The following is a 21,633-nucleotide window of genomic DNA, read 5'->3' as shown; positions in this document are numbered from 1 at the left end:
AGATTTCTCGAAATGTTTTGCGGTATAGCGAAAGGCTTACACGAGGACAGGAGTTTCGCTCTATGAGCTGTCACATTTGAACGGTAGATTGGATCCATCACCGCAGCGAAGGAAGCGCTTCGGGATCAGGGATGATCGACCATCGCCAGGACGGCTACTGACAGGATGTCGCAATGGTCATACAAAAAACCCGCTTCGGCGGGTTTTTTGTTGTCTGCGAAAAATGGCGTTGTCTTGCTAACAACCCTTTGTAGGAGCTGCCGAAGGCTGCGAACAGCAGTGTGTCAGGAGCAGTGCCTTCGCAGCCTTCGGCAGCTCCTGCAAGAACTATTCAATATCCGGAGCGCAGCCTTTGAGCACCAATCGAATGATTGTCTGGGTCGCAGCTTCGTAATCACTGTCTTCCAGCTTCGCCTTGCCGGTCACCGTCGATATCTGCCAGTCGAAGTCGGCATAGGTCTGGGTCGCGGCCCAGATCGTGAACATCAAGTGATGCGGGTCGATGGGCGCTATCAGGCCCTTGTCGATCCAGCCCTGAATACAATCGATATTGTGTTTGGCCTGCCCGTTGAGCTGTTCAACCTGCTGGGGCGAGAGGTGCGGCGCACCGTGCATGATTTCGCTGGCAAATACCTTGGAGGCAAACGGCAGGTCGCGGGAAATCACAATCTTCGAACGGATATAGGCGCTGAGCACCTCGGCGGGAACGCCCTCGCGATTGAAGGGAGTGGAAGCGCGAAGGATCGGCTCGATAATACTTTCGAGCACCTCGCGGTAAAGGTTTTCCTTGGATTTGAAGTAGTAGTAGACATTGGGCTTGGGCACACCAGCCTTGGCAGCGATATCGCTGGTTTTGCTGGCCGCGAAGCCTTTGTCGGCGAACTCTTCACTGGCGGCACGCAGGATCAGCTCTTTGTTGCGCTCGCGAATACTGCTCATAAACCAGAGGTTTCCTTGCCCGGTCGGCGGTCGCGCATGGTAGCACCCGCCTCAAGAACGCCTCAACATCGGACAACGACTCTGGCCGCGCTGTGCTTCAATGGCCGCCGCGTGGCATCAATTGTGCTGCGCTATCGAACTTAAATGACGTATTCAAGGATATTGATTGTGGCTGCTGGAAGCTTGCTTACCCTTTTGGATGACATCGCGACGCTGTTGGATGATGTCTCTCTGGCCGCAAAGAAAACCGCTGGCGTGCTGGGCGATGATCTGGCGCTGAATGCGCAACAGGTGACAGGGGTGTCCGCCGACCGTGAATTGCCGGTGGTCTGGGCGGTGGCGAAGGGATCTTTGATCAACAAGGCAATCCTGGTACCGGCAGCGTTGTTGATCAGTGCGTTTGCACCCTGGGCGATTCTGCCTTTGTTGATGATCGGCGGTGCCTACCTGTGTTTCGAAGGCTTTGAGAAGATTGCCCACAAATGGCTACACCCCGAAACCGAACAACAGCGTCAGCAACGGCGGGAGGCTGCAACCGACAAGAATGTCGACATGGTTGCGTTCGAAAAAGACAGGGTCAAAGGTGCGATTCGCACTGACTTCATCCTCTCGGCAGAAATCATCGTACTGGCGCTTGGCGTCGTGTCCACCCGGCCCTTTCTGGATCAGGTCGGCGTGTTGGTTATCGTCGCGGTACTGATCACTGTCGGTGTATATGGTCTGGTGGCGGGCATCGTGAAGCTGGACGATCTAGGCCTTTATCTGAAGAAAAGCGCCAAGTCGGCCGTTCAAGGTATCGGTTCAGGGTTGCTGTGGCTGGCACCGGTATTAATGAAAATCCTTTCCATCGTCGGGACTGCCGCGATGTTTATGGTGGGCGGCGGCATCCTCACCCATGGTGTGCCGATCGCTCATCACTGGATAGAAGGCGTAACAGAACAGGCGGCCCAAACGGTCGGCGGTTTTTCGATGGTTGTACCTACTCTGCTGGACGCGGTCGCCGGTATCATAGCTGGTGCGTTGGTCCTGCTGCTGGTCACGGTAGCGGGGAAAGTCTGGAAACTAATCAGGGCCTGATGGCTGGTCGACTTGAATGAATAGCCCACTGTTTTCCAGTGTTGTTGCGTACGCCCAGCAATGTGAGCGGCAGTTGGTCGAGATTCTGCATTTGCGGCCCAATCTGGATCGCAAGCAGGTTTCGGCCTGGGTCGATGAACAGAGTCACGCGCAAACCGAGAGTGATCCTTTGGAGTTGCTGCGTGCGATCAACTCGAAAGTGCGGGCGGGAAAACCGTTGCCGTGGGAGTAGATACGCAGAACTCTGGGCTCACGAGACTCCAGTGGGAGCGAGGCTTGCCCGCGATGCATGAGACGCAGCCAGAAGACATACCGCGTTATCATTTATCGCGAGCAAGCTCACTCCTACAGATTTCGCAGGTTTATCAGAAGAACACTTTCACCAGCAAACTTGCGGTGTTCTGGTTGGTATCAAAGAACTTGGTGTCTTCAATACCGTATTTGTCTGACCAGTAATCGTACTCGATACCCACATACAGCTGACGCTCAGGCAAGTTGATGGCTTTGCCCAGGTCGTATTTGATTTGCGGGTTGAAGTGAACGTTGGATTTGTATTCTCCGTTGCGGTCGGACTTGTTGTCCACCACCCAGTCGATAAAGCCGTCGATCAGGATGTCGGACTTGCCTACCGGGATCGTGTAGGACCAGACCGGCGTGACCTGCCAGGCGCCGTAACCTGCACGATGACCGTCGGTGTAGCGCTTGTAGAAGTTCAACTGGAAGTAATCGAAGCCCGGAATGTTCAAATCAAAACCCGGACCAATCAGGTACGACTCGTTATCACCTTCACCAAACTCGTAAGTGGCCGCCAGCAATACATCGGAGATCGGGCCGAACTCGAATTTCTGACCAAAGATCTTGCCCATGGACAGGCGCGGGGATATTTCACCGTAGTAAGTGTTATCACCGTTGGTGGCGTCGCCTTTGCCGTTATAGAAGATCTTGTCGATGAACAGGAAGTTATCACCGTATTTCCAGCCGTCAGCGTGTTCAAAAGTGAACGTCTGCTGGTTTGACGGGTTGACTGTAAAGTCGCGGCCGTTGAGGTAAGTCAGGCTGTTGCTCTGCCATTGCAGCAGGCCGTCGGCCATGCTTTGTCCGGACGCCAGAAGACTACCGGCAACTATCGCGCTGGAAATAATACGGTTCATTCAATGCTCCCCTGATGGATCGTGATGGTCTTTTTTTGGTGCTCTTTTTAGGCACTTTTCCGCATTTAAAACATGTCTGTTTGGTCAGCTTTGACTACATAGCAAGAGCTGAGCCAATGCCGATTGAAAAGCGCACGAAAGTGCTGTCGGCTGCATTTTTAGCAGTCGATCGAGGCTTTTTTTCAGAAAACGTCACAGTTGACCGGTTGGTCAATTAGTTGTCTGTTCAGTCAGCATTGCAACAGGGTGGGTTTTAACGCGGCGGCGGAGGATATGGGGTGCGGAAGTTTAGTGCAAGTGCTCTGGGACAGGGCAGGGCGAGCAATTGTGGGGCGTGTGTGGAAGTTTCATTGGCTTACTGTAGGAGCTGCCGAAGGCTGCGATGGCGGTTTATCAGGAAGATTGCCATCGCAGCCTTCGGCAGCTCCTACAGTTAGTTCGGCCAAAGATCAGTGGGTCTGCGCACCTGCAGTCACCCACGCTCCTATCAATTCCCGTTCCTGCTGAGTCATCTGGGTAATGTTGCCCAGTGGCATGATTTGCGACGTTACGGCCTGGGCCTGGATGCGCGGGGCCATTTGCCTGATCTGTTCTGCGGTGTCGAACATCACGCCGGCAGGCGCAGCGCTGAATAGCTGGCTGGTAGGTTTGGCGGAGTGGCACACCGTGCAGCGTTCATGAATCACGCTCTGCACCTTGCCAAAGTCGATGCCTGGGCTTGCAGCGGCAACCTCGGCCACAGGTTCCGGAGGTGGGGCTGGCCGAACTTCGTCGTGGCGATAGCCGCCGACGGCAGTGCCCGGCAATGGCTGATATTCGATCTTCGTCGCTTGGGCAGGCTTTGGCATTGGCGCAGGGCCGGTGACGTAAGCTAGGCAGATCATGCCCAGTGCTGCGACGGGCAGGGTCCAGGCAAACTTGTGGCTGTTGTGCCGAGTATTGAAGTAATGACGGACAAGCACCGCCAACACGCCGATCCCGGCCAGGATCAGCCAGTTATACGCGCTCCCGTAAGTGCTCGGGAAATGGTTGCTGATCATGATGAACAGCACCGGCAAGGTGAAGTAGTTGTTGTGGCGCGAACGCAGCAAGCCTTTGGCTGGTAGCGATGGATCGGGTGTGCGGTTCTCGGCGATGGCGGCTACCAACGCACGCTGGGCGGGCATGATGATGCGGAACACGTTGCCGACCATGATCGTACCGATGATCGCGCCGACATGAAGGTAAGCGCCGCGCCCGCTGAAGACTTTGCTGAAGCCATACGCCGCCGCGATGACCAGCACAAACAGAATCAGGCCGAGCAGAGCGGGGCGTTTGCCCAGCGCCGAATCGCAGAGAAAGCTGTAAACGAACCAGCCGACGAACAGCGAACCCAGCCCTAGTGCCACGCCCTCAACGCCAGACAGACTGCTGCCCGGTGCGAGCAGGTACAAGGTTGGATTGGTGTAGAACACCACACACAGCAGGGCAACGCCTGACAGCCAGGTGAAGTAGGCTTCCCATTTGAACCAGTGCAGGTTCTCGGGCATGGTCGGCGGTGCAAGTTTGTATTTTTCCAGGTGGTAGATGCCGCCACCGTGAATGGCCCATAAATCTCCGGACAGACCGTCGCGCGGGTTGACCCGATTAAGGTTGTTCTCCAGCCAGACGAAGTAGAACGATGCGCCGATCCAGGCGATACCGACAATCATGTGAATCCAGCGCACGCTGAGATTCAGCCATTCCATCAGATGTGCTTCCACGGTATTACCTCAAGCCTGCGTCACTTGCCGGACGCTCAGGCTGCTACGGGTGGGGGTCGAGAACCAGCTTCTGGCTCTCAGCGAAAAAATGCTCATCGCAGTTATTGCCAGCTCCACTGCGATCAACCACCAGGAAGTCATCCCGCTTTTCGATCGTCAGCACCGGGTGGTGCCAGACGCCGCGATGGTAATTAACACCCTGCCTGCCGTTGGTCACGAAAGCGCGGGTCAGCTCTGAATCAGGTTCATCGCCAATGGGCGCGACCACGATCAGAAAAGGGTTGCCGAGCAGTGGCACAAACGCCTGACTGCCCTGCGGATGGCGCTCCAGCATGCTGATGATCAAAGGCATCTGCAGCGCCTCCGCGCGGAAGATACTGATGATCGCCTTGTCGTCCGGCGTAGCGATTTGCACCTCGGCCAGACGATGAAAGCGCTGGGTCGAACCGTTGTTGATCATGAAGTGATCGCTGCCGTCGGTTTCGATGACATCTCCGAACGGGGCAAAAGCTTCTTTGGTCAACGGTTCGATGGTCAGTGTGCGCATGCTGGGTCTTCTGTTTGAATTCATTTGATTTGCTGTAGGAGCGACCGGGGTGGCGCTCCACCTTGCCCGCGATAAGGGCCGAAGGACCTTCGTTGTCTGACACACCGCAATCGCGGGCAAGCGCGCTCCTACACAGACTGTGTGAAAACTACTGCAGGCTGGGCACCTTCGGTGCTACGCGCACAATGCTGCGTTAAAAACAGGCGAAAAATGCTCATTTAGAACACCTAGAGTCGGACGCGACCCCGGCCGTTTTTCGCCTGTTTTTGCCTTGTCTTGCCGTCGCTCGCTACGTTTTCACACAGTCTGTACCGGTTTAGCGTGAAACCTTACCCAACACCCGAAGACGACTCACGCCACCATCCGGAAATACATTCAACCGGATATGGGTAATCGGGCCCAGCGCCTTGATCTGCTCGGCGAACTCGTGCTCGGCGTGCATGCTCAGTTTCTGGCTTGGCAGCAGTTCGCGCCAGAACAGACTCTGGGTTTCGATCTGGCTGTCGGTGCCGCCTTTGACTAACGCGCCCTGGATCGAGCAACTGTCCGGGTAGTTACCTTTGAAGTGCAGGGTATCAACCACGACTTTTTCCACTTCTCCCGCATGACCCAAGGCGATGATCACCCAGTCGTTGCCGGGTGTGCGACGACGTGCTGTTTCCCAGCCGTCGCCCATGTTCACGCCGCGACCCGGATTGAGAATGTTGCTCATGCTGCCGTAGTGTTCATCGGAGCATGCCAGAGCACGGCCACCGTTGAGCGCCGAGGCCAGATCGATCTGCTCGGATTCGCCCACCGCCGACCAGTCACGGAACGGCACGCCGTACACGCGCAGACGTGCAACGCCGCCATCAGGATAGATATTGAAACGCAGATGGCTGAAAGCCTGTTCAGCATTGATTTCATGGTAGTGATGGCTGTCGCCGTTCAGCTCTACGGCGGACAGGATTTCAGTCCACTGAGTGTTCTCGTCCGGATCGCCGCTGGCCAGGAAGCACGCTTCCAGAGAGGCCGATGGCGGATAGTTACCGGTGAAGTAGGACGTGTCGATATCCACGCCCTTGATCGAGCCCGCCACACCCAGACGGATCACTGCACTGTCGTAACCCTCGAAACGCTTGCGACGCGACTCCCAGCCGTCCATCCACTTGCCGTTGTCGTCGAACACGCCTTCTTTCCACACCGCAGCGGTTGGCTGGAACAGGCGGTTGGCGTCGGCGAACCAGTCGTCAGTGACGGAAAGGATTTTGGTGCCCAGGCGCGCGTCGGCCAGGTTGACGAACTTCTCGAAGGGTGCGGCGTAAGCTTTCATTCTTTTAGGTCTGCCTTTTGATCAGTGGCCTGGGTAGGGCGGTTAGAGGGCTTGCAAACGAAACAGGGCAATCTTGTTGATCTCGGCCAGGGCGCAGGCGAATTCGGCGTCGACCGTATTATCGATGCGGGTCTCAAAGGCTGCGAGTATCTGGTGCCGGTTACTGCCTTTGACCGCCATGATGAACGGGAAGGCGAATCGGGCTTTATAAGCGTCGTTGAGTTCAGTGAAGCGTTGAAACTCTTCAGGCGTGCACTGGTGAATACCGGCGCCGGCCTGTTCGCTGGTGCTGGCTTCGGTCAGTTGCCCTTGCACGGCGGCTTTACCGGCAAGGTCCGGGTGGGCGTTGATCAGTACGAGCTGCTGCTCATGATCGGCGCCGAGCAGGATTTGGCTCATTCGCACATGCAGGGTCTCGATATCGTCCAGCTCATCGACTGAGCCTTGATCGTAAGCGGCGGCTGCGACCCACGGCGAGTGCTCGTAGATATCAGCAAAAGTGGCAATGAACTCATCGCGGCTCAGTGTCGACGGCTTTAGTGTCGTGAAATGACTCACCGCGCAGTCTCCGGCTGATAGGGATGTTCGGCGTGCCAGTGGCGCGCGATGTCGACCCGACGCGTAAACCAGACCTGCTCGTGGCTTTTGGCGTATTCGATAAAACGCTTCAGAGAGGCCAGCCGTGCCGGGCGACCGATCAGGCGGCAATGCAAACCGATGGAGAGCATCTTCGGCGCGTCTGCACCTTCGGCATACAGCACATCGAAGGCGTCTTTAAGGTACTGGAAAAACTGATCGCCATTGTTGAAACCCTGCACCTGGGTAAAGCGCATGTCGTTGGTGTCCAGCGTGTACGGGATCACCAGATGCGCCTTGCCGGTCGGGTTGTTCGGCTCCCAGTAGGGCAGATCGTCGTCGTAGGTGTCGCAATCGTAGAGAAAGCCACCTTCTTCCATGACCAGACGCCGGGTGTTGGGCCCGGTGCGGCCGGTGTACCAGCCCAGCGGACGTTCGCCGGTAATCTCGGTGAGGATGCGGATCGCTTTGAGCATGTGCTCGCGTTCCTTGGCTTCGTCCATGTACTGATAGTCGATCCAGCGATAGCCGTGGCTGCAAATCTCATGACCGTCTGCGACCATGGCGCGGATCACATCCGGATGACGCTGGGCTGCCATGGCCACGGCAAAGATCGTCAGCGGGATATCGAATTGCTTGAACACCTTGAGGATGCGCCATACGCCCGCGCGGCTGCCGTATTCATAGAGCGATTCCATGCTCATGTTACGCTCGCCTTGCAGCGGTTGAGCGGAGACCATCTCGGACAGGAATGCTTCGGACTCCTTGTCGCCATGCAGAATATTGCGCTCGCCGCCTTCCTCGTAATTAAGCACGAAGGACAGCGCAATACGCGCGTTGCCCGGCCAGCGTGGGTGGGGCGGGTTGCTGCCGTAACCGATCAGGTCGCGAGGGTAGTCAGCACTCACTGCAGTCTTCCTTTCATTCAAATAGTCCTGTGATGGGCAGATTGTATACAAAGTGATTTGAGGATTGTAACCACCATTTCCCATCCAGCTGGTTTCGAAACCTTGGGAAGAACGCTTGCAAGAAACTTGCCTGACTGGTCAGGTTATCCACAAAAAAACCATTCAATTCCTAAGGTCCCGATAAATCGGCGTCCATCAGAACAGAGGCTGTCACCGAGCTTTGCCAACGGTATTTATTGTGTACAGATTTTCGTAAAAGTGTCTTAATTCGACATCGTCTGGTCGCCTGCCTGCACTCATAGGGTGCGACCGCAAACTCATTACTTTCATAACGGGGCATTGATTGGTCATGGGGAAATTGACGACGCATGTTTTGGACGCCGCTCATGGTTGCCCCGGCAGCTCCATCAAAATTCAGCTGTATCGGGTTCAAGACGAAGGCCTGGTATTGCTTGCCGACGCGGTGACCAACAGCGATGGTCGTTGCGATGCGCCTTTGTTGCACGGCGAAGATTACCGTTCCGGTGTCTACCAGTTGCAGTTCCATGTAGGTGACTATTATCGGGCGCGGGGCACACAGCTGGCAGAGCCGGCTTTTCTTGATGTGGTGGTGCTGCGGTTCGGGATTGATGCAGGGCAGGACCACTATCATGTACCGCTGCTGGTTTCGCCCTACAGCTATTCGACGTATCGCGGCAGCTGACTGTTTTGTCAGCAATAGTTTTGTAAGCAATAGTTATGTAGTCACTTAGTCATTCGCAGATTCGGGACGCTCCAGAGACTTTGATCAATGGAGCATGACCCTGTGAATGATTCGACAACCCTCGCAACCCCGGACGCCGGCATCCACTGGACGGGCCGGGCTTGCGACCTGATAGCCTTCGACAGCCTGCCGGAAAGCTTCCCGGAAAGCCTCAATCAGCGGCGCATCGCCGATCACCTGCAACGCATCCTCAATCACGTGGGCGAGGCTTGTGAACAGGTTGATGTGTTGTCTGCTTATCAGACGTGCCGCATGCGGCTCCATGCTGCTGGCAAGTCACTGCGCACGCTGCTTGCGGCCCCCCTCGACAGCGAAGCATTGCTGGCGCTGAAACCGCAACTGATTGCGCAGCGGCAGGCAGCGCTGTTGGCGCTGGCTCAATTACAGATCTGCGAAGGCACGCTGAGTGCGGCGGACCTGCAGCGGCTTCAGTATGCGCTGGGGCTTGCGGATGAGCCGGATGACGACGTGCTGCATCTCGATGTGGGCGTTGGCGATCCGGACGAGCCCTTGGTGTTCAGCGGTGCAATGATCGTCACCACTGAACAGGCGCTGAAAACTCCAGCGCTGATCGAACCGGCTTTGCTGTACGTGCCCGGTGAAGCGGGCGGTCTGCAAAAATTCGAATCGTTGCAGACGCTCAAGGACCGGCTGGGTTTTACCTTGGGCACAGGGGCGGAAACCACGCTGTGGCGCCATGTCAGCAAGACGCAACGCGCTGCGGCCATGGCGGCGCCGCTCACATTCGTGACCCGTGTGATCACCATAAAGCCGATTCAGCATGGGGTGAACACCCAGCTCAGGGAGCTTGAAGTTCTGTGTACGCAGCCCAACTCCTGTAGGAGCGCGCTTGCCCGCGATGGCGGCCGTTCAGTCAAAACATCATCGTCTGATTCAACGCCATCGCGGGCAAGCGCGCTCCTGGAGATGGACAGTCGTGAGCGAGTGAGCAACCTCGGTGTAGCCCTTGGCGAAACCCGTGAGCGGGCCATCGACCTGATTGCCGAACAGCAACGTACCGCCGAACTGGTGCCGCAATTTCCCGTATGGTTGCTCAATGCACCTCTCGAAATACGTCAGGAATACGCAACCCGACTGGCTGAATTTCACAGTGCTGCGGGTCGCCTGGAGTCGCATCTGGCGGCTAAGCTTCCGACCTTCAATGCCTTCACTGCTCAGCAACTGAATGCTCGTATCAAAAACGACCTGAGGATGGACATCGATGCCGATCAACTGATCATAGATCTGCCGAAGAGCGTCCATCGTCACGTTGATATTGATCCGCAGTATGGAAGCCCATTGCATCACAAGCCCTGGAAGGGCAGCGAAGCGCGTGTGCAGTCGAGCCTGTCCGGGCTGGCCCGGGAAAACTTCGATGCCCGCGATGAGAACACCATCGCAAGGTTGGGCATGCTTGAACTCTCGTATCCACCATCGCCTCAGATGGCAGGTTTGCAGCGCATTACCGGAGACTACCTGCTCAAGATCATTCCCGAGCTGGATATCGCCGGACAGTATCGCAGCCTGCTGCGCTCGGTGTTCCAGTTGCGCTCACCGGCATCGGCCCGCGACGCTGAGCTGATGATCAAAGCCTATGAGCTGCACATCATTCTCGATGGCTTCTGTGCACGCCAGCGTCGCCTATTGAGCGAGGCCGGTTATGCACTGCTGACCCAGGCGGCTAAAGCCAGATCCACTGCCGTGTTGAGCCAGGCAGGGGTGTTTATCAATCGACTGGTGTTCAAACCGGGCCAGGCTCTGACAGGAGAGCGCAGTAGCCGGACCTTGCGAGGCATCAGCGTCATCGAGCACAAGGCGAGCGGCAAGGTGCTGATGTATCTGCCCCAGGCGCCGGATGGAGAGTGCTTCATAGAGGCCGACAGTGTGCAGGAAGCTCGCGAGCGTCTGATCAGCAGCTTGCTGCGTCTGCCTGCACGGGTGGCCTGGCTGGCGTCCTGTGTGGAGAACGCCAGTGAGCAAGCTGCCGCCGAGCGTTATATCCGGGAAGCACTCAGGCGTGGATTTGAAGGTTTTGTCGCGATAGTGCCCGCGCTGGATCTGTTGATCAGCGAGCAGCAACTGCATGTGCGTGAGGACCTGCTTTACGAAAAATCCCTGACCGAAGCGCGCAGTAATCACGACCTCAAAGGGGAGCACAATCAGCGGCGCAATCAGTTGTATCTGATGTTCTTCAGAGGTGTTGTCTCGTTCGTGCCGGGTTTGGGCGTGTTGTTCAGTGTGCAAGACGGCTGGAGTGACGGTCATGCTGCAAGCAAGGCATTGAGGGCGGGCAAGCTTGATGAAGGTCTGTTGACGGCCGGTAGCACGATGCTTTCGGTGATCGACGTGCTGCTTTCGGTAATCCCCGGAGTGAGCACCGTGAGCGCTCTCGTGGTGGTAGCCCGTCGAGCGACCCGCTTGCGGCAGCTAACGAGCCTGGGGCGCGCATTACCATCGATGTCCGGACGTTCCAGAATCACAAAATTTGTCGGTTACGAGGCCGATATCTCGCTGTCAGGCGCCGTCGCGCAGAGCGGAAATGACGCGGGCACCTGGCTGAAAAACGGTGAGCTGTTCATCCATCAACAGGGCTCCGCTTACCGGATTTACCGCCGACCGGGTGAGCAAACCTTGCGCCTGAAAAAAACCGCTGCGCATGGTTACGAGCAGCCAGTGCGTCAGGTGGGCGGGGAATGGGTCTATCACAGCGACGTCGGCCTCAAGGGCGGTGGACGCTCAATGATCGCGGAGATACTGCTGGTTGAAGCCCATGGCAATAGTGCTTTTCGAACCAGGCAAGCCCGTGAACTGCTGGATCAATTCAATTTTCCTGTCGATCAACAACAGCGCATGGAGTTGCTGCTCGCCGAGCATTACCGCAAGACCAGGTCGCTGCCTGACTGGGCTGAGCAGTACCGACTCCCGCCAGCGACTCAGACCGTACCGTTGCCAACAAAACGCAAGGAGCCTGATTCGCCACAGGTTGAACCGGACCGTCGTCCGCCGCAACCCGTCGCGGGATCTTCCCGGCAGGCGGCCAGCGCCGATGCGTGGAAGGGATGGGAAAAGCAGGTGGACAATATGGCCGTGCTGGATCAGATCAGCGTCAACCCGCCGATTTACCGGCTCGACTTCGCTCATGATTACGACGTGATCCGCATCGGTCAGAAGTTTTACGAAATCCTGCCCGCCGGCGGACAGCGCAGGACCAATACTGCGTTCATTCGCAATCCTGGCAGCCATTCACAGTGCCGCAATTTTGCGGAACTCAGTGAGGTGATTCGACGCAATCCCTTCGATCAGCCGATGATGGCGAAATATCAGCCAGCGACAGGTCAGTGGGCAGTGGAGGGCCCGCTGTTCAATCGCAAAATCGAGGCCTATCTCGCAGAGAGTCGCCCGGGGTTTACCGACATCACGAATCTGGTGCTGGCGCATAAGCTGTTCGAGATGGCCGACGCGTCGACGTCAGCCGTGACCGCAACCCGCATGATCAACCTCAAAGCTACCGTGAATGCGTGGCGTACCGGCCAAACGGCGCCGCTGGCGCAACTTAACGATCCGCTTTTGATGCTCAACAAGGCCTATCCGACCAATCAGGCCGACAATCAACTGCACTGGAGCATCGGTAACGAAAGCGCGCTGGACAGCTTTGAACGCCTGGACTTTGCCACCCACCATCCCGTGACAGTGGAATGGCTGATCAGATCGGCTTCCGAGGCCAGGCTACCAGGCAGCATCCAGAGCCTCAGAGGTCTGATGGCCGATGTATTGACGCGCAACGGCTACGAAATCCTGCATGACCAGTTGGCGGTCGGTGGGCGTGAGTTCATGGCGTTTCGTCGCCCAGGGCAGGAAGAGGTCTACCTGCTCTATCTTCGTCGTTCAACAACCGGGGATATTACGACCCCTCCGAGTGGTGCATTCCGCGATCCTCTGGACGGAGACGGGATGGTCGAACCCTTGATTCGCATCTATGCCGCAGAACCCATTTCCCACACCCTTGAACAGGCCAGGCAGCAAGGCAAAGTGATCAAATTATTGGGGGGCACCAATATCACCAGCCTGGCGGACCGTGGCACACAGGTGTTCGTCATGCGCTTGCCCGATGACATCTCGATGCACCAGCGCTGATCAACACCGCGCTCAAAGGCTTCGCGGCACCTTGCGGGTGTCGCGATGCCTGGCGAACAAGTCGCCGTGTACAATGCGCGGACATTTTACCGGCGACTGCCTCGAGCGCTCATGAACGAACTGTTGCAACCCTTCAAAAAGCAGCCACGCATCGAAAAAACAGTACGCAGCGGTACTCAGGACGACGTTGTCTACGCGCACATCTTCGAGGCAATTCTCGAACAGCGCCTTGCCCCGGGTACCAAGCTGAGCGAGGAGGCGCTGGGTGAAATTTTTGGCGTGAGTCGTACGATCATTCGTCGAGCCTTGTCGCGCCTTGGCCACGAAGGTGTGGTGCTTTTGCGTCCCAATCGTGGCGCAGTGGTCGCCAGCCCGAGTATCGATGAAGCGCGCCATGTATTTTTCGCGCGTCGACTGGTAGAGAAAGCCATTACCGAATTGGCGGTCGAGCATGCAACGGCCCAGCAGTTGTCGGCCTTGCGGCAGATGGTCAGCGACGAACGCGACAGCTTTGCCAGAGGCGATCGTGGCGCAGGCATTCGCCTGTCCGGTGAGTTTCACTTGCAGTTGGCGGTGGCGGCCAATAACAGTCCGCTGATCAGTTTCCAGCGCAGCCTGGTCTCGCAGACCTCGCTGATCATCGCCCAGTATGAAAGCGGCAATCGCACGCACTGTTCATGGGATGAACATAGCCAGTTGATCGACGCCATCGAAGCGCGTGATGCGAAGCGTGCGGTAGAGCTGATGATGCATCACATGGATCACATCGACAGAAAACTCCGTCTGGACGAGGACAGCGCGTCGGATGATCTGCAGGCGGTGTTTTCGCATGTGATGGTGGGGAAGAAGGGTTGAGCAATACTGCATATCCCTGTGGGAGTCGCCCCGGTGTCCCTGACACCACGCTGTCGCGCAGCAAACACGCACCCTGTAGGAGTGACCGGGGTGGCGATCCACATTGCTCGCGATTCGGCCTGTCAGTCGATGAATATATTGCCTGTACTGGAGCTATCGCGAGCAAGCTCACTCCCACAGTAAAAAGCATTCCAAATCAGATAGTTATATTTTGTTTGATAGGAGCTGGGCTTGCCCGCGATAAGAACAACTCGGTTGCCCTGCAACACTGCAGCGTCTGCATCGCGGGCAAGCCCGGCTCCCACAGGAGAAAGTGATCGCCTAGCAAAGCAACGCTAGCCCGCGATGGCTTACTTCAGAGGACGCTGTCGCGCAGCAGCCCATAACTTTGTGGGAGCTGGGCTTGCCCGCGATAAGGCTGGACGCGGTTCATTTTAGATCGCATTCAGCCTTATCGCGGGCAAGCCCGGCTCCCACAAGGGTTTTGCGGCAGTTCCGCCTTATCTGCTATGCACCAACTCCCCAGCCGAATACGTTTCCAGCACCGTCCGGTCATCCCCCAGTGTCATCAGCACAAACAATATCTCGGCAATGTCTCTGGCTTGTTTCAAGCGATAGGACAGCAGCGGCGTGGCGTGATAATCCAGCACCAGAAAATCAGCTTCATTACCCACCTGCAGACTGCCAATGCGGTCATCGAGGCGCAACGCCCGCGCGCCGCCCAACGTAGCCAGGTAGAGCGATTTGAAAGGGCTCAGTTTTGCACCCTGCATCTGCATGACTTTGTAGGCTTCGTTGAGAGTCTGCAGGATCGAGAAGCTGGTGCCGCCGCCCACGTCAGTGCCGACGCCGACGTTGACCCTGTGCTTTTCAGCCATGGGCAGGTTGAACAGGCCACTGCCCAGAAACAGGTTCGACGTCGGGCAGAAGGCGATGGCTGAACCGGTCTCGGCAAGGCGTGCACATTCGCTGTCGCAGAGGTGTACGCCGTGGGCAAATACCGAGCGCTCGCCCAGCAGTTTGAAATGGTCATACACGTCCAGATAACCGCTGCGCTCCGGGAATAGCGCTTTTACCCACTGCACCTCTTCGACGTTCTCGCTGATGTGAGTCTGCATGTACACGTCGGGATACTCGGTGAGCAGTTGTCCCGCCAGCGTCAGTTGCTCCGGGGTGCTGGTCGGCGCAAAACGCGGCGTGACCGCGTAGTGCAAACGGCCTTTGCCGTGCCAGCGTTCGATCAGCGCCTTGCTATCGGCGTAGCCCGACTCTGCCGTATCGGTGAGGTAGTCCGGAGCATTACGATCCATCATCACCTTGCCTGCGATCATCCGCAGGTTGAGCTTTTCTGCCGCTTGAAAGAACGCCTCCACCGACTCTTTGTGCACGCTGCCAAACACCAGCGCAGTGGTGGTGCCGTTGCGCAGCAGTTCCTTGAGGAAAATGTCCGCGACCTCGGCGGCATGCGCCGGATCAGCGAATTGTTTTTCACACGGGAAGGTGTAAGTATTGAGCCAGTCCAGCAGGCGCTCGCCGTAGGAGCCGACCATGCCGGTCTGCGGCAAATGGATGTGGGTGTCGATGAAGCCAGGCGTGATCAATGCGTCCTTGTACTCGGTCACTTCGACATCGTGACCCAGTGTATTCAGCAGTTCGGTTGCGTGGCCAAGGGCTACAATCTTGCCGTTTTCTACCAGCATCAGACCATCGGCAAAATACTCGTAAGAAGCATCGATGCCGACTTCGGCCGGGTCGCCAACGCTGTGCAGAATGGCAGCGCGGTAGGCTTTTTTACTTGGGTTCATATAGGTCCTGTCAAACAAAACGCAACGATCTAAATTGGAATACTTTTCTGTAAGAGCACCGCGAGGCAGCGATAGCGGCGGTGTAGCAGATAGAACGCTATCGCTGCCTCGCGGTGCTCATGAGCTCCTACAGGAGACATGTTTGTTACACCTGGCTGCGGCGTGACACCGGCAGGAGTTTGGCAACAGGCTCGGCGCTGGCGCTGTGCTGCCCGAAATTGACGTTGTAGGTGGCGATGACTTCGGCGGCAATCGACACGGCTATCTCGATAGGCAGCTTGCCTTTGACTTCGCTCAGCCCCATCGGACAGCGCATGCGCTGCAACAGTGCCGAATCAAAACCGCGATCACGTAACCGGTGCTCGAATTTGACCCGCTTGGTCTTCGAGCCAATCAAACCGAAGTAGGCAAAGTCGCCGCGCTTGAGAATTGCGGCGGTCAGTTCCAGGTCCAGTTGATGGTTGTGGGTCATGACGATGCAGTAACTGCCTTTGGGCAACTCATCAATTTCATCCAGCGGGTCTTCAGCGACGATCTTGCGAACGCCGGTGGGGATCTGCGCTGGAAATTCCTGCTCACGGGAATCGATCCAGCGCACTCGACAAGGCAGGCTGGCCAGCAAGGGTACCAACGCCCGGCCTACGTGACCGGCGCCAAACACCGCGATCTGCGCCTGGGGCTGGCCCATGGGCTCGAACAGCAGCACATTCACGCCACCGCAACACTGGCCCAGGCTTGCGCCGAGACTGAAACGCTCCAGTCGAGTGTTCTGGCTGCCGCTTGCAAGCATTTCCCGGGCGATTTCCATGGCCTTGTATTCCAGATGCCCGCCACCAATGGTGTCGAAGATACGCTCGGCGCTGACCACCATCTTCGAACCGGCATTGCGTGGCGTCGAACCGCGCTCTTCGATGATGGTGACCAAGACGCAGGCTTCACCCTGGGTTTGCAAGTCGGCGAGGGCGCTGATCCAGTTATTCATGGTTTTACCTCCGGGCTTGACACCGGTGTCGAACTTATCGCGAGCAAGCTCGGCTCCAACAGGGGAATACGGTCCCCTGTGGGAGCCGAGCTTGCTCGCGATTGAGGCGACTCGGTCTTACGCATCTGCTCACACCCCCATAACACCCGCTCCGGCGTCGCAGGCGCGTCGATACTGGGTTGATGGCGATAGTCGCCCAGGCTCGCCACCGCATCCTTGATTGCACACCATGCCGAGATGCCAAGCATGAATGGCGGTTCGCCTACAGCCTTGGAGTGGAACACGGTGTCTTCCGGGTTTTTGCGGTTTTCCACCAGTTTGACGCGCAGGTCCAACGGCATATCCGAGACCGCCGGAATCTTGTAGCCCGCCGGTCCGTTGGTCATCAGTTTGCCTTTGTCATTCCACACCAGCTCTTCAGTGGTCAGCCAGCCCATGCCCTGAATGTAGCCGCCTTCGACCTGACCAATGTCGATGGCCGGGTTCAAGGACGCACCGACGTCATGGAGGATATCCGTGCGCAGCATCTTGTATTCGCCGGTCAGCGTGTCGACGATCACTTCACTGCAAGCGGCGCCAAAGGCAAAGTAGTAGAACGGTCTGCCACGTGCCTGACTGCGGTCGTAGAAGATTTTCGGCGTTTTGTAATAGCCAGTACTGGACAGCGAAACCTGCCCCATCCACGCCAGTTGCGCCAAAGACTGGAACGACACCAGCTGTTCGCCAGCGCGAATATGACCGTTGCGAAACTCGACATCGGCTTCTTCGACTTTGAAGTGTTTCGCGGCGAATTCCACCAGACGCTGCTTGAGAATTTCGGCCGCATTCTGCGCCGCCTTGCCATTCAGATCCGTACCGCTGGAAGCAGCAGTTGGTGAGGTGTTAGGCACTTTATCGGTGTTGGTTGCGGTGATCTGAATCCGGTCGATATCGACCTGGAACACCTCGGCCACGACTTGCGCGACTTTGACGTTCAAGCCCTGACCCATCTCTGTGCCGCCGTGGTTCAGGTGGATGCTGCCGTCGGTGTAAATATGGATCAGCGCCCCGGCTTGATTGAGAAAGCTGGCAGTAAAGGAAATGCCGAACTTGACCGGGGTCAGTGCAAGGCCTTTCTTGAGGATCGGGCTGCTGGCGTTGAACGCCCGAATCGCTTCGCGGCGTTCGTGGTATTGACTGCTTTCTTCCAGCTCGGCAGTCATTTCTTCCAGCAGGTTGTGCTCGACGGTCTGGTAGTAGTGGGTGACGTTGCGCTCGGTCTTGCCGTAGTAATTCGTCTTGCGCACCGCTAATGGATCCTTGCCAAGATAACGGGCGATGGAATCCATGACCTCTTCAATAGCGACCATGCCCTGGGGACCGCCGAAGCCGCGATACGCAGTATTGGACGCAGTGTTGGTCTTGCAGCGGTGACCGTTGATCGTGGCTTCACCCAGGTAATAGGAGTTGTCGGCATGAAACATTGCCCGGTCGACAATCGAAGCCGAAAGATCCGGCGAGTAACCACAATTGCCTGCCAGATCCAGCTGAATGCCGTGCAGACGGCCATCGTCATCAAAGCCGACGTCGTACTCGATGTAGAACGGATGACGCTTGCCGGTCATCAGCATGTCTTCGACACGGGGCAGGCGCATTTTGGTCGGCTGCCCGGTCAGGCGCGCGATCACTGCACACAGGCACGCAGGACTCGCTGCCTGGGTTTCCTTGCCGCCAAAACCACCGCCCATGCGGCGCATGTCGACGACGATTTTATTCATCGAAACGTCCAGCACTTCGGCGACCAGCTTCTGTATTTCAGTGGGATTCTGGGTCGAGCAGTAGACGATCATGCCGCCGTCCTCGGTGGGCATCACCGAGGAAATCTGCGTCTCCAGATAGAAATGCTCCTGGCCGCCGATGTGCAGACTGCCCTGGATTCTATGCTTGGCAACGTCCAGCGCTGCAGCGGAATCACCGCGCTTGTGAGTGTGGCTGTCGAGCACGAAATGCTTATCGCGCAACGCCTGGACTACATCCAGAACGGGCTCCAGATCTTCATATTCAATCACTGCCGCCATGGCCGCCTGACGAGCGATATCGAGGCTACGCGCGGCAACAGCGAGCACCGGCTGGCCGACGAATTCCACTTTATCGATGGCCAGTAATGGATCGCCGGGCAGCAGTGGACCGATGTCTTTCAGGCCGGGAATGTCTTCGTGGGTGATGACAATCCGTACACCTTCAAAAGCGTAACAAGGGGCGGTATCGACGCTGATGATCCGTGCATGGGCACGGTCGGAAAGACGCGCATACACGTGCAGTTGATTGGGGAACTCAAGACGGTCATCGATATACACCGCTTCGCCGGACACATGTTTGTCGGCGCTGTCGTGCTTGACGCTGCGGCCGACGCCGGTGGTCAGGTCCTGTTGAAACAGGGCGATCATTTCGGCCTGGGACTTGATCCCTGAATGGTTAGACATAAGCCGTCACCCGCGTTTGAAGGGTGGGCGTTTGCAGCTCGATGAAGTATTTGCGCAGCAGGTTCTGCGCGCTGAGCAGACGATATTCCTTGCTGGCGCGGAAGTCCGACAGGGGCGTGAAATCTTCCGCCAGTGCCTGACACGCGCGTTCGGCTGTTTCAGATGTCCATGGCGCGCCCTTTAATGCCTTTTCGCAGGCAGCGGCGCGCTTGGGAATTGCCGCCATCCCCCCATAGGCAACTCGCGCATCAACAATGCTGCCGTCCTCGACGTGCAGATTGAACGCCGCGCAGACCGCGGAAATATCGTCATCCAGCCGCTTCGAGACTTTATAGGCGCGGAAGGCCCGCTGCGCCTTGGCTTTGGGCACGATAATGGTTTCGATGAATTCGCTTTCTTGCCGCGCCGTCACCCGGTAATCAATGAAGTAGTCCTCAAGTGCCAGGGTGCGTCGAGTATCGCCCTTGCGCAGTACGATTTGCGCACCCAGGGCGATCAGCAAAGGAGGGGAGTCGCCAATCGGCGAGGCGTTGCCGATATTGCCGCCCAAGGTCCCCTGATTGCGGATCTGCAACGACGCAAAGCGCTGCAGCAGTTCGCCAAAGTCCGGGTACTCGGCGCTCAGCGCGGCATAGCAATCAGTCAGTGGTGTAGCCGCGCCAATTTCCATTCGGTCATCGAAATGCGCGATGCGTTTCAGTTCGGCGACATTGCCCACATAAATCATCACCGGCAGCGGTCGGTGGAACTGAGTGACTTCAAGGGCCAGATCGGTCCCGCCTGCCAGCAGTCGCGCCTGTGGGTGGGCTTCATACAATTGCGCCAAGTCAGCGACGGTCTGCGGCACCAGACAGCGCTTGTCGCCGTCATTCAGTTCACCGGTTTGCGTCGGCGTGATACTGCGCAGGCGAGCGATGGTCTGTGTTTTTCGTTCGTCGAACTGGTCCGGCTGAGGCTTGCCGCACGACTGTTCGGCGGCATCGAGAATAGGGCGATAGCCAGTGCAGCGGCAGAGGTTGCCTGCCAGCGCTTCGTGGGTTTTGTGACTGTCGGGCTGTGCGCTGTTCTTTTGCAGGGCAAACAACGACATGACAAAGCCGGGGGTGCAGAACCCGCATTGCGAGCCGTGGCAGTCGACCATGGCCTGTTGAACGCTGTGCAGCTTGCCTTGATGCTTAAGGTCTTCAACGCTGATCAACTGCTTGCCGTGTAGGGACGCCACAAAGGTCAGGCAAGAATTGAGGCTGCGATAACGCAGGCTGTCTTCACCCTGTGCATCGGTTTCAAGTTCGCCGACTACCACCGTGCAGGCGCCACAGTCGCCACTGGCGCAGCCTTCTTTGGTACCAGACTTGTGCAGGTGTTCGCGCAGGTAGTTGAGAACCGTCAGATTGGGGTCCAGGCTATGTTCGGTGCGCAGCTCATTGTTCAAGAGAAATTGGATCACGGAAGGCCTCTGCGCGTTTTTTCTGATCGTCGAACATAAACCCGAATTTATCAGGTCTGACTTTTCGGTCAATTTGTTTCTGACTCTTAGGTCAGGAAGTGTCGTTTTTAGATCGGTCACCGGGTATCAGCGGGCTGCCAGTGCGACGAACTGACACGATCTGTTGAAAGTTTTGCTTATTTCGTGCCAGTTTCCACCGGTATGGCCCTGCGCCATAGGCCTTCCTTGGGATACACTGCGCCGCTTGGTTATCACCAGCATTTGGGAAAGACATGACGTTCAAGGCTCCGGACAGCCTCGCCGAGCAAATCGCTCACCACCTTGCCGAGCGCATCATTCGTGGCGAGCTCAAGCCCGCTGAGCGAATTCAGGAACAAAAAGTCACGCAGGCGTTGAACGTCAGCCGTGGTTCGGTGCGCGAAGCGTTATTGATTCTGGAACGCCGTCATCTGGTGGCGATCCTGCCGCGTCGCGGCGCGCAGGTCACGGTACTCAATGCCCATAACGTGCAGAGCCTGTGCACGCTGATGACCGAATTGTATGTGCTGCTGGGCATTGCGGTAGCCGAGAAGTGGCAGCAGCAGAGCGATCTGGCGAGTTTCCTGCAAATCCAGCAGCGGCTGATTGCCAGTTACGAGCGCCAGGACGTGAAGGCTTTCGTAGAAGACAGCTTCAACGTGATGCGTGCGGCTTATCCGTTTGCCAACAATCCTTACCTGCAGGAGACCGTCGATAACCTGCAACCGTCCATGAGCCGCAGCTATTACCTGGCGCTGGACCAGCGCAAGGCAGAGATGCGTGACTATCTGACCCTGTTCGAGCAATTGCTTGAAGCAGTGATCGCCCGGGATACCAAGCGGGTTCGCAGCGTATTGACCGATTACGGGCAACGCAGCTGTCAGCTGGTGCTCTCGGCTCTGGAAGCAGGCTGAC

Annotated in this window: 18 protein-coding genes; 7 read left to right on the top strand and 11 right to left on the bottom strand. The window is 57.2% G+C overall.

Features of this window, described 5'->3' with window-relative positions; translation table 11 throughout:
- Positions 1-327: 327 nt before the first annotated feature.
- Positions 328-939, bottom strand: a complete 612-nt coding sequence (locus K3169_RS21020) for a TetR/AcrR family transcriptional regulator (protein ID WP_231677514.1) — start codon at positions 937-939, stop codon at positions 328-330.
- Between the two features lie 168 nt (positions 940-1,107).
- Here K3169_RS21020 and K3169_RS21015 point away from each other — a divergent pair, with 168 nt between their 5' ends.
- A complete protein-coding gene (locus K3169_RS21015) occupies positions 1,108-2,016 on the top strand; it encodes a DUF808 domain-containing protein (protein ID WP_027902393.1) in 909 nt (302 codons plus the stop codon).
- A gap of 16 nt (positions 2,017-2,032) precedes the next feature.
- The gene (locus K3169_RS21010; RefSeq protein ID WP_027902392.1) at positions 2,033-2,248 is read left to right on the top strand and encodes a hypothetical protein; all 216 of its coding nucleotides are present in this window, start codon (positions 2,033-2,035) and stop codon (positions 2,246-2,248) included.
- A 133-nt stretch (positions 2,249-2,381) separates the two neighbouring features.
- Here K3169_RS21010 and K3169_RS21005 read toward each other — a convergent pair whose 3' ends face one another.
- Complete coding sequence (locus tag K3169_RS21005; RefSeq protein ID WP_027902391.1) at positions 2,382-3,167, bottom strand: outer membrane protein OmpK; 786 nt, start codon at positions 3,165-3,167, stop codon at positions 2,382-2,384.
- A gap of 14 nt (positions 3,168-3,181) precedes the next feature.
- Between K3169_RS21005 and K3169_RS21000 the strand changes: the two genes are divergently transcribed.
- A complete protein-coding gene (locus tag K3169_RS21000) occupies positions 3,182-3,385 on the top strand; it encodes a hypothetical protein (RefSeq protein WP_263267836.1) in 204 nt (67 codons plus the stop codon).
- 231 nt (positions 3,386-3,616) lie between these two features.
- Here K3169_RS21000 and K3169_RS20995 read toward each other — a convergent pair whose 3' ends face one another.
- From K3169_RS20995 to puuE, 5 genes are all read right to left on the bottom strand, one after another.
- The gene (locus K3169_RS20995; protein ID WP_263267835.1) at positions 3,617-4,909 is read right to left on the bottom strand and encodes a urate hydroxylase PuuD; all 1,293 of its coding nucleotides are present in this window, start codon (positions 4,907-4,909) and stop codon (positions 3,617-3,619) included.
- Positions 4,910-4,952: 43 nt separating this feature from the next.
- Entirely contained in the window at positions 4,953-5,456 is a 504-nt protein-coding gene (locus K3169_RS20990; RefSeq protein WP_263267834.1) for an ureidoglycolate lyase, read from the bottom strand.
- A gap of 316 nt (positions 5,457-5,772) precedes the next feature.
- On the bottom strand, positions 5,773-6,768 hold the full coding sequence (gene alc / locus K3169_RS20985; protein WP_122705985.1) for an allantoicase: 996 nt from the start codon (positions 6,766-6,768) through the stop codon (positions 5,773-5,775).
- Positions 6,769-6,810: 42 nt separating this feature from the next.
- On the bottom strand, positions 6,811-7,326 hold the full coding sequence (gene uraD, locus K3169_RS20980) for a 2-oxo-4-hydroxy-4-carboxy-5-ureidoimidazoline decarboxylase (RefSeq protein ID WP_231677516.1): 516 nt from the start codon (positions 7,324-7,326) through the stop codon (positions 6,811-6,813).
- On the bottom strand, positions 7,323-8,252 hold the full coding sequence (gene puuE / locus K3169_RS20975; protein WP_263267830.1) for an allantoinase PuuE: 930 nt from the start codon (positions 8,250-8,252) through the stop codon (positions 7,323-7,325). Before puuE ends, uraD begins: the two co-directional genes overlap by 4 nt.
- 349 nt (positions 8,253-8,601) lie before the next feature.
- Between puuE and uraH the strand changes: the two genes are divergently transcribed.
- From uraH to K3169_RS20960, 3 genes are all read left to right on the top strand, one after another.
- The gene (uraH, locus tag K3169_RS20970) at positions 8,602-8,955 is read left to right on the top strand and encodes a hydroxyisourate hydrolase (protein WP_122705989.1); all 354 of its coding nucleotides are present in this window, start codon (positions 8,602-8,604) and stop codon (positions 8,953-8,955) included.
- Between the two features lie 102 nt (positions 8,956-9,057).
- Positions 9,058-13,149, top strand: coding sequence for a dermonecrotic toxin domain-containing protein (locus tag K3169_RS20965; protein WP_263267828.1), 4,092 nt, complete (start codon positions 9,058-9,060; stop codon positions 13,147-13,149).
- Between the two features lie 111 nt (positions 13,150-13,260).
- Complete coding sequence (locus K3169_RS20960) at positions 13,261-14,004, top strand: GntR family transcriptional regulator (RefSeq protein ID WP_263267826.1); 744 nt, start codon at positions 13,261-13,263, stop codon at positions 14,002-14,004.
- 500 nt (positions 14,005-14,504) lie between these two features.
- Here the strand turns inward: K3169_RS20960 and guaD are convergent, their stop codons facing one another.
- The 4 genes from guaD to xdhA form a co-directional block, all read right to left on the bottom strand.
- Positions 14,505-15,809, bottom strand: coding sequence for a guanine deaminase (gene guaD / locus K3169_RS20955; RefSeq protein WP_263267824.1), 1,305 nt, complete (start codon positions 15,807-15,809; stop codon positions 14,505-14,507).
- Positions 15,810-15,954: 145 nt separating this feature from the next.
- A complete protein-coding gene (gene xdhC, locus K3169_RS20950) occupies positions 15,955-16,791 on the bottom strand; it encodes a xanthine dehydrogenase accessory protein XdhC (RefSeq protein ID WP_263267822.1) in 837 nt (278 codons plus the stop codon).
- Positions 16,788-19,253 carry a xanthine dehydrogenase molybdopterin binding subunit gene (gene xdhB / locus K3169_RS20945; protein ID WP_263267820.1) on the bottom strand — a complete coding sequence of 822 codons (2,466 nt, stop codon included), beginning with the start codon at positions 19,251-19,253 and terminating at the stop codon, positions 16,788-16,790. The genes xdhC and xdhB overlap by 4 nt, the downstream gene beginning before the upstream one ends.
- Entirely contained in the window at positions 19,246-20,700 is a 1,455-nt protein-coding gene (xdhA, locus tag K3169_RS20940) for a xanthine dehydrogenase small subunit (protein ID WP_263267818.1), read from the bottom strand. Before xdhA ends, xdhB begins: the two co-directional genes overlap by 8 nt.
- 272 nt (positions 20,701-20,972) lie before the next feature.
- Here xdhA and K3169_RS20935 point away from each other — a divergent pair, with 272 nt between their 5' ends.
- Positions 20,973-21,632: a GntR family transcriptional regulator gene (locus K3169_RS20935; protein ID WP_263267816.1), complete on the top strand. Its 660-nt coding sequence runs from the start codon at positions 20,973-20,975 to the stop codon at positions 21,630-21,632.
- The last annotated feature ends 1 nt before the right edge of the window (position 21,633 follow it).

Origin of the sequence: Pseudomonas phytophila, assembly GCF_025643095.1 — a bacterium.
GTDB lineage: Bacteria > Pseudomonadota > Gammaproteobacteria > Pseudomonadales > Pseudomonadaceae > Aquipseudomonas > Aquipseudomonas quasicaspiana.
The sequence above is the reverse complement of the archived record's forward strand: the minus strand, read 5'-3'. Positions and strand labels throughout refer to the sequence as shown.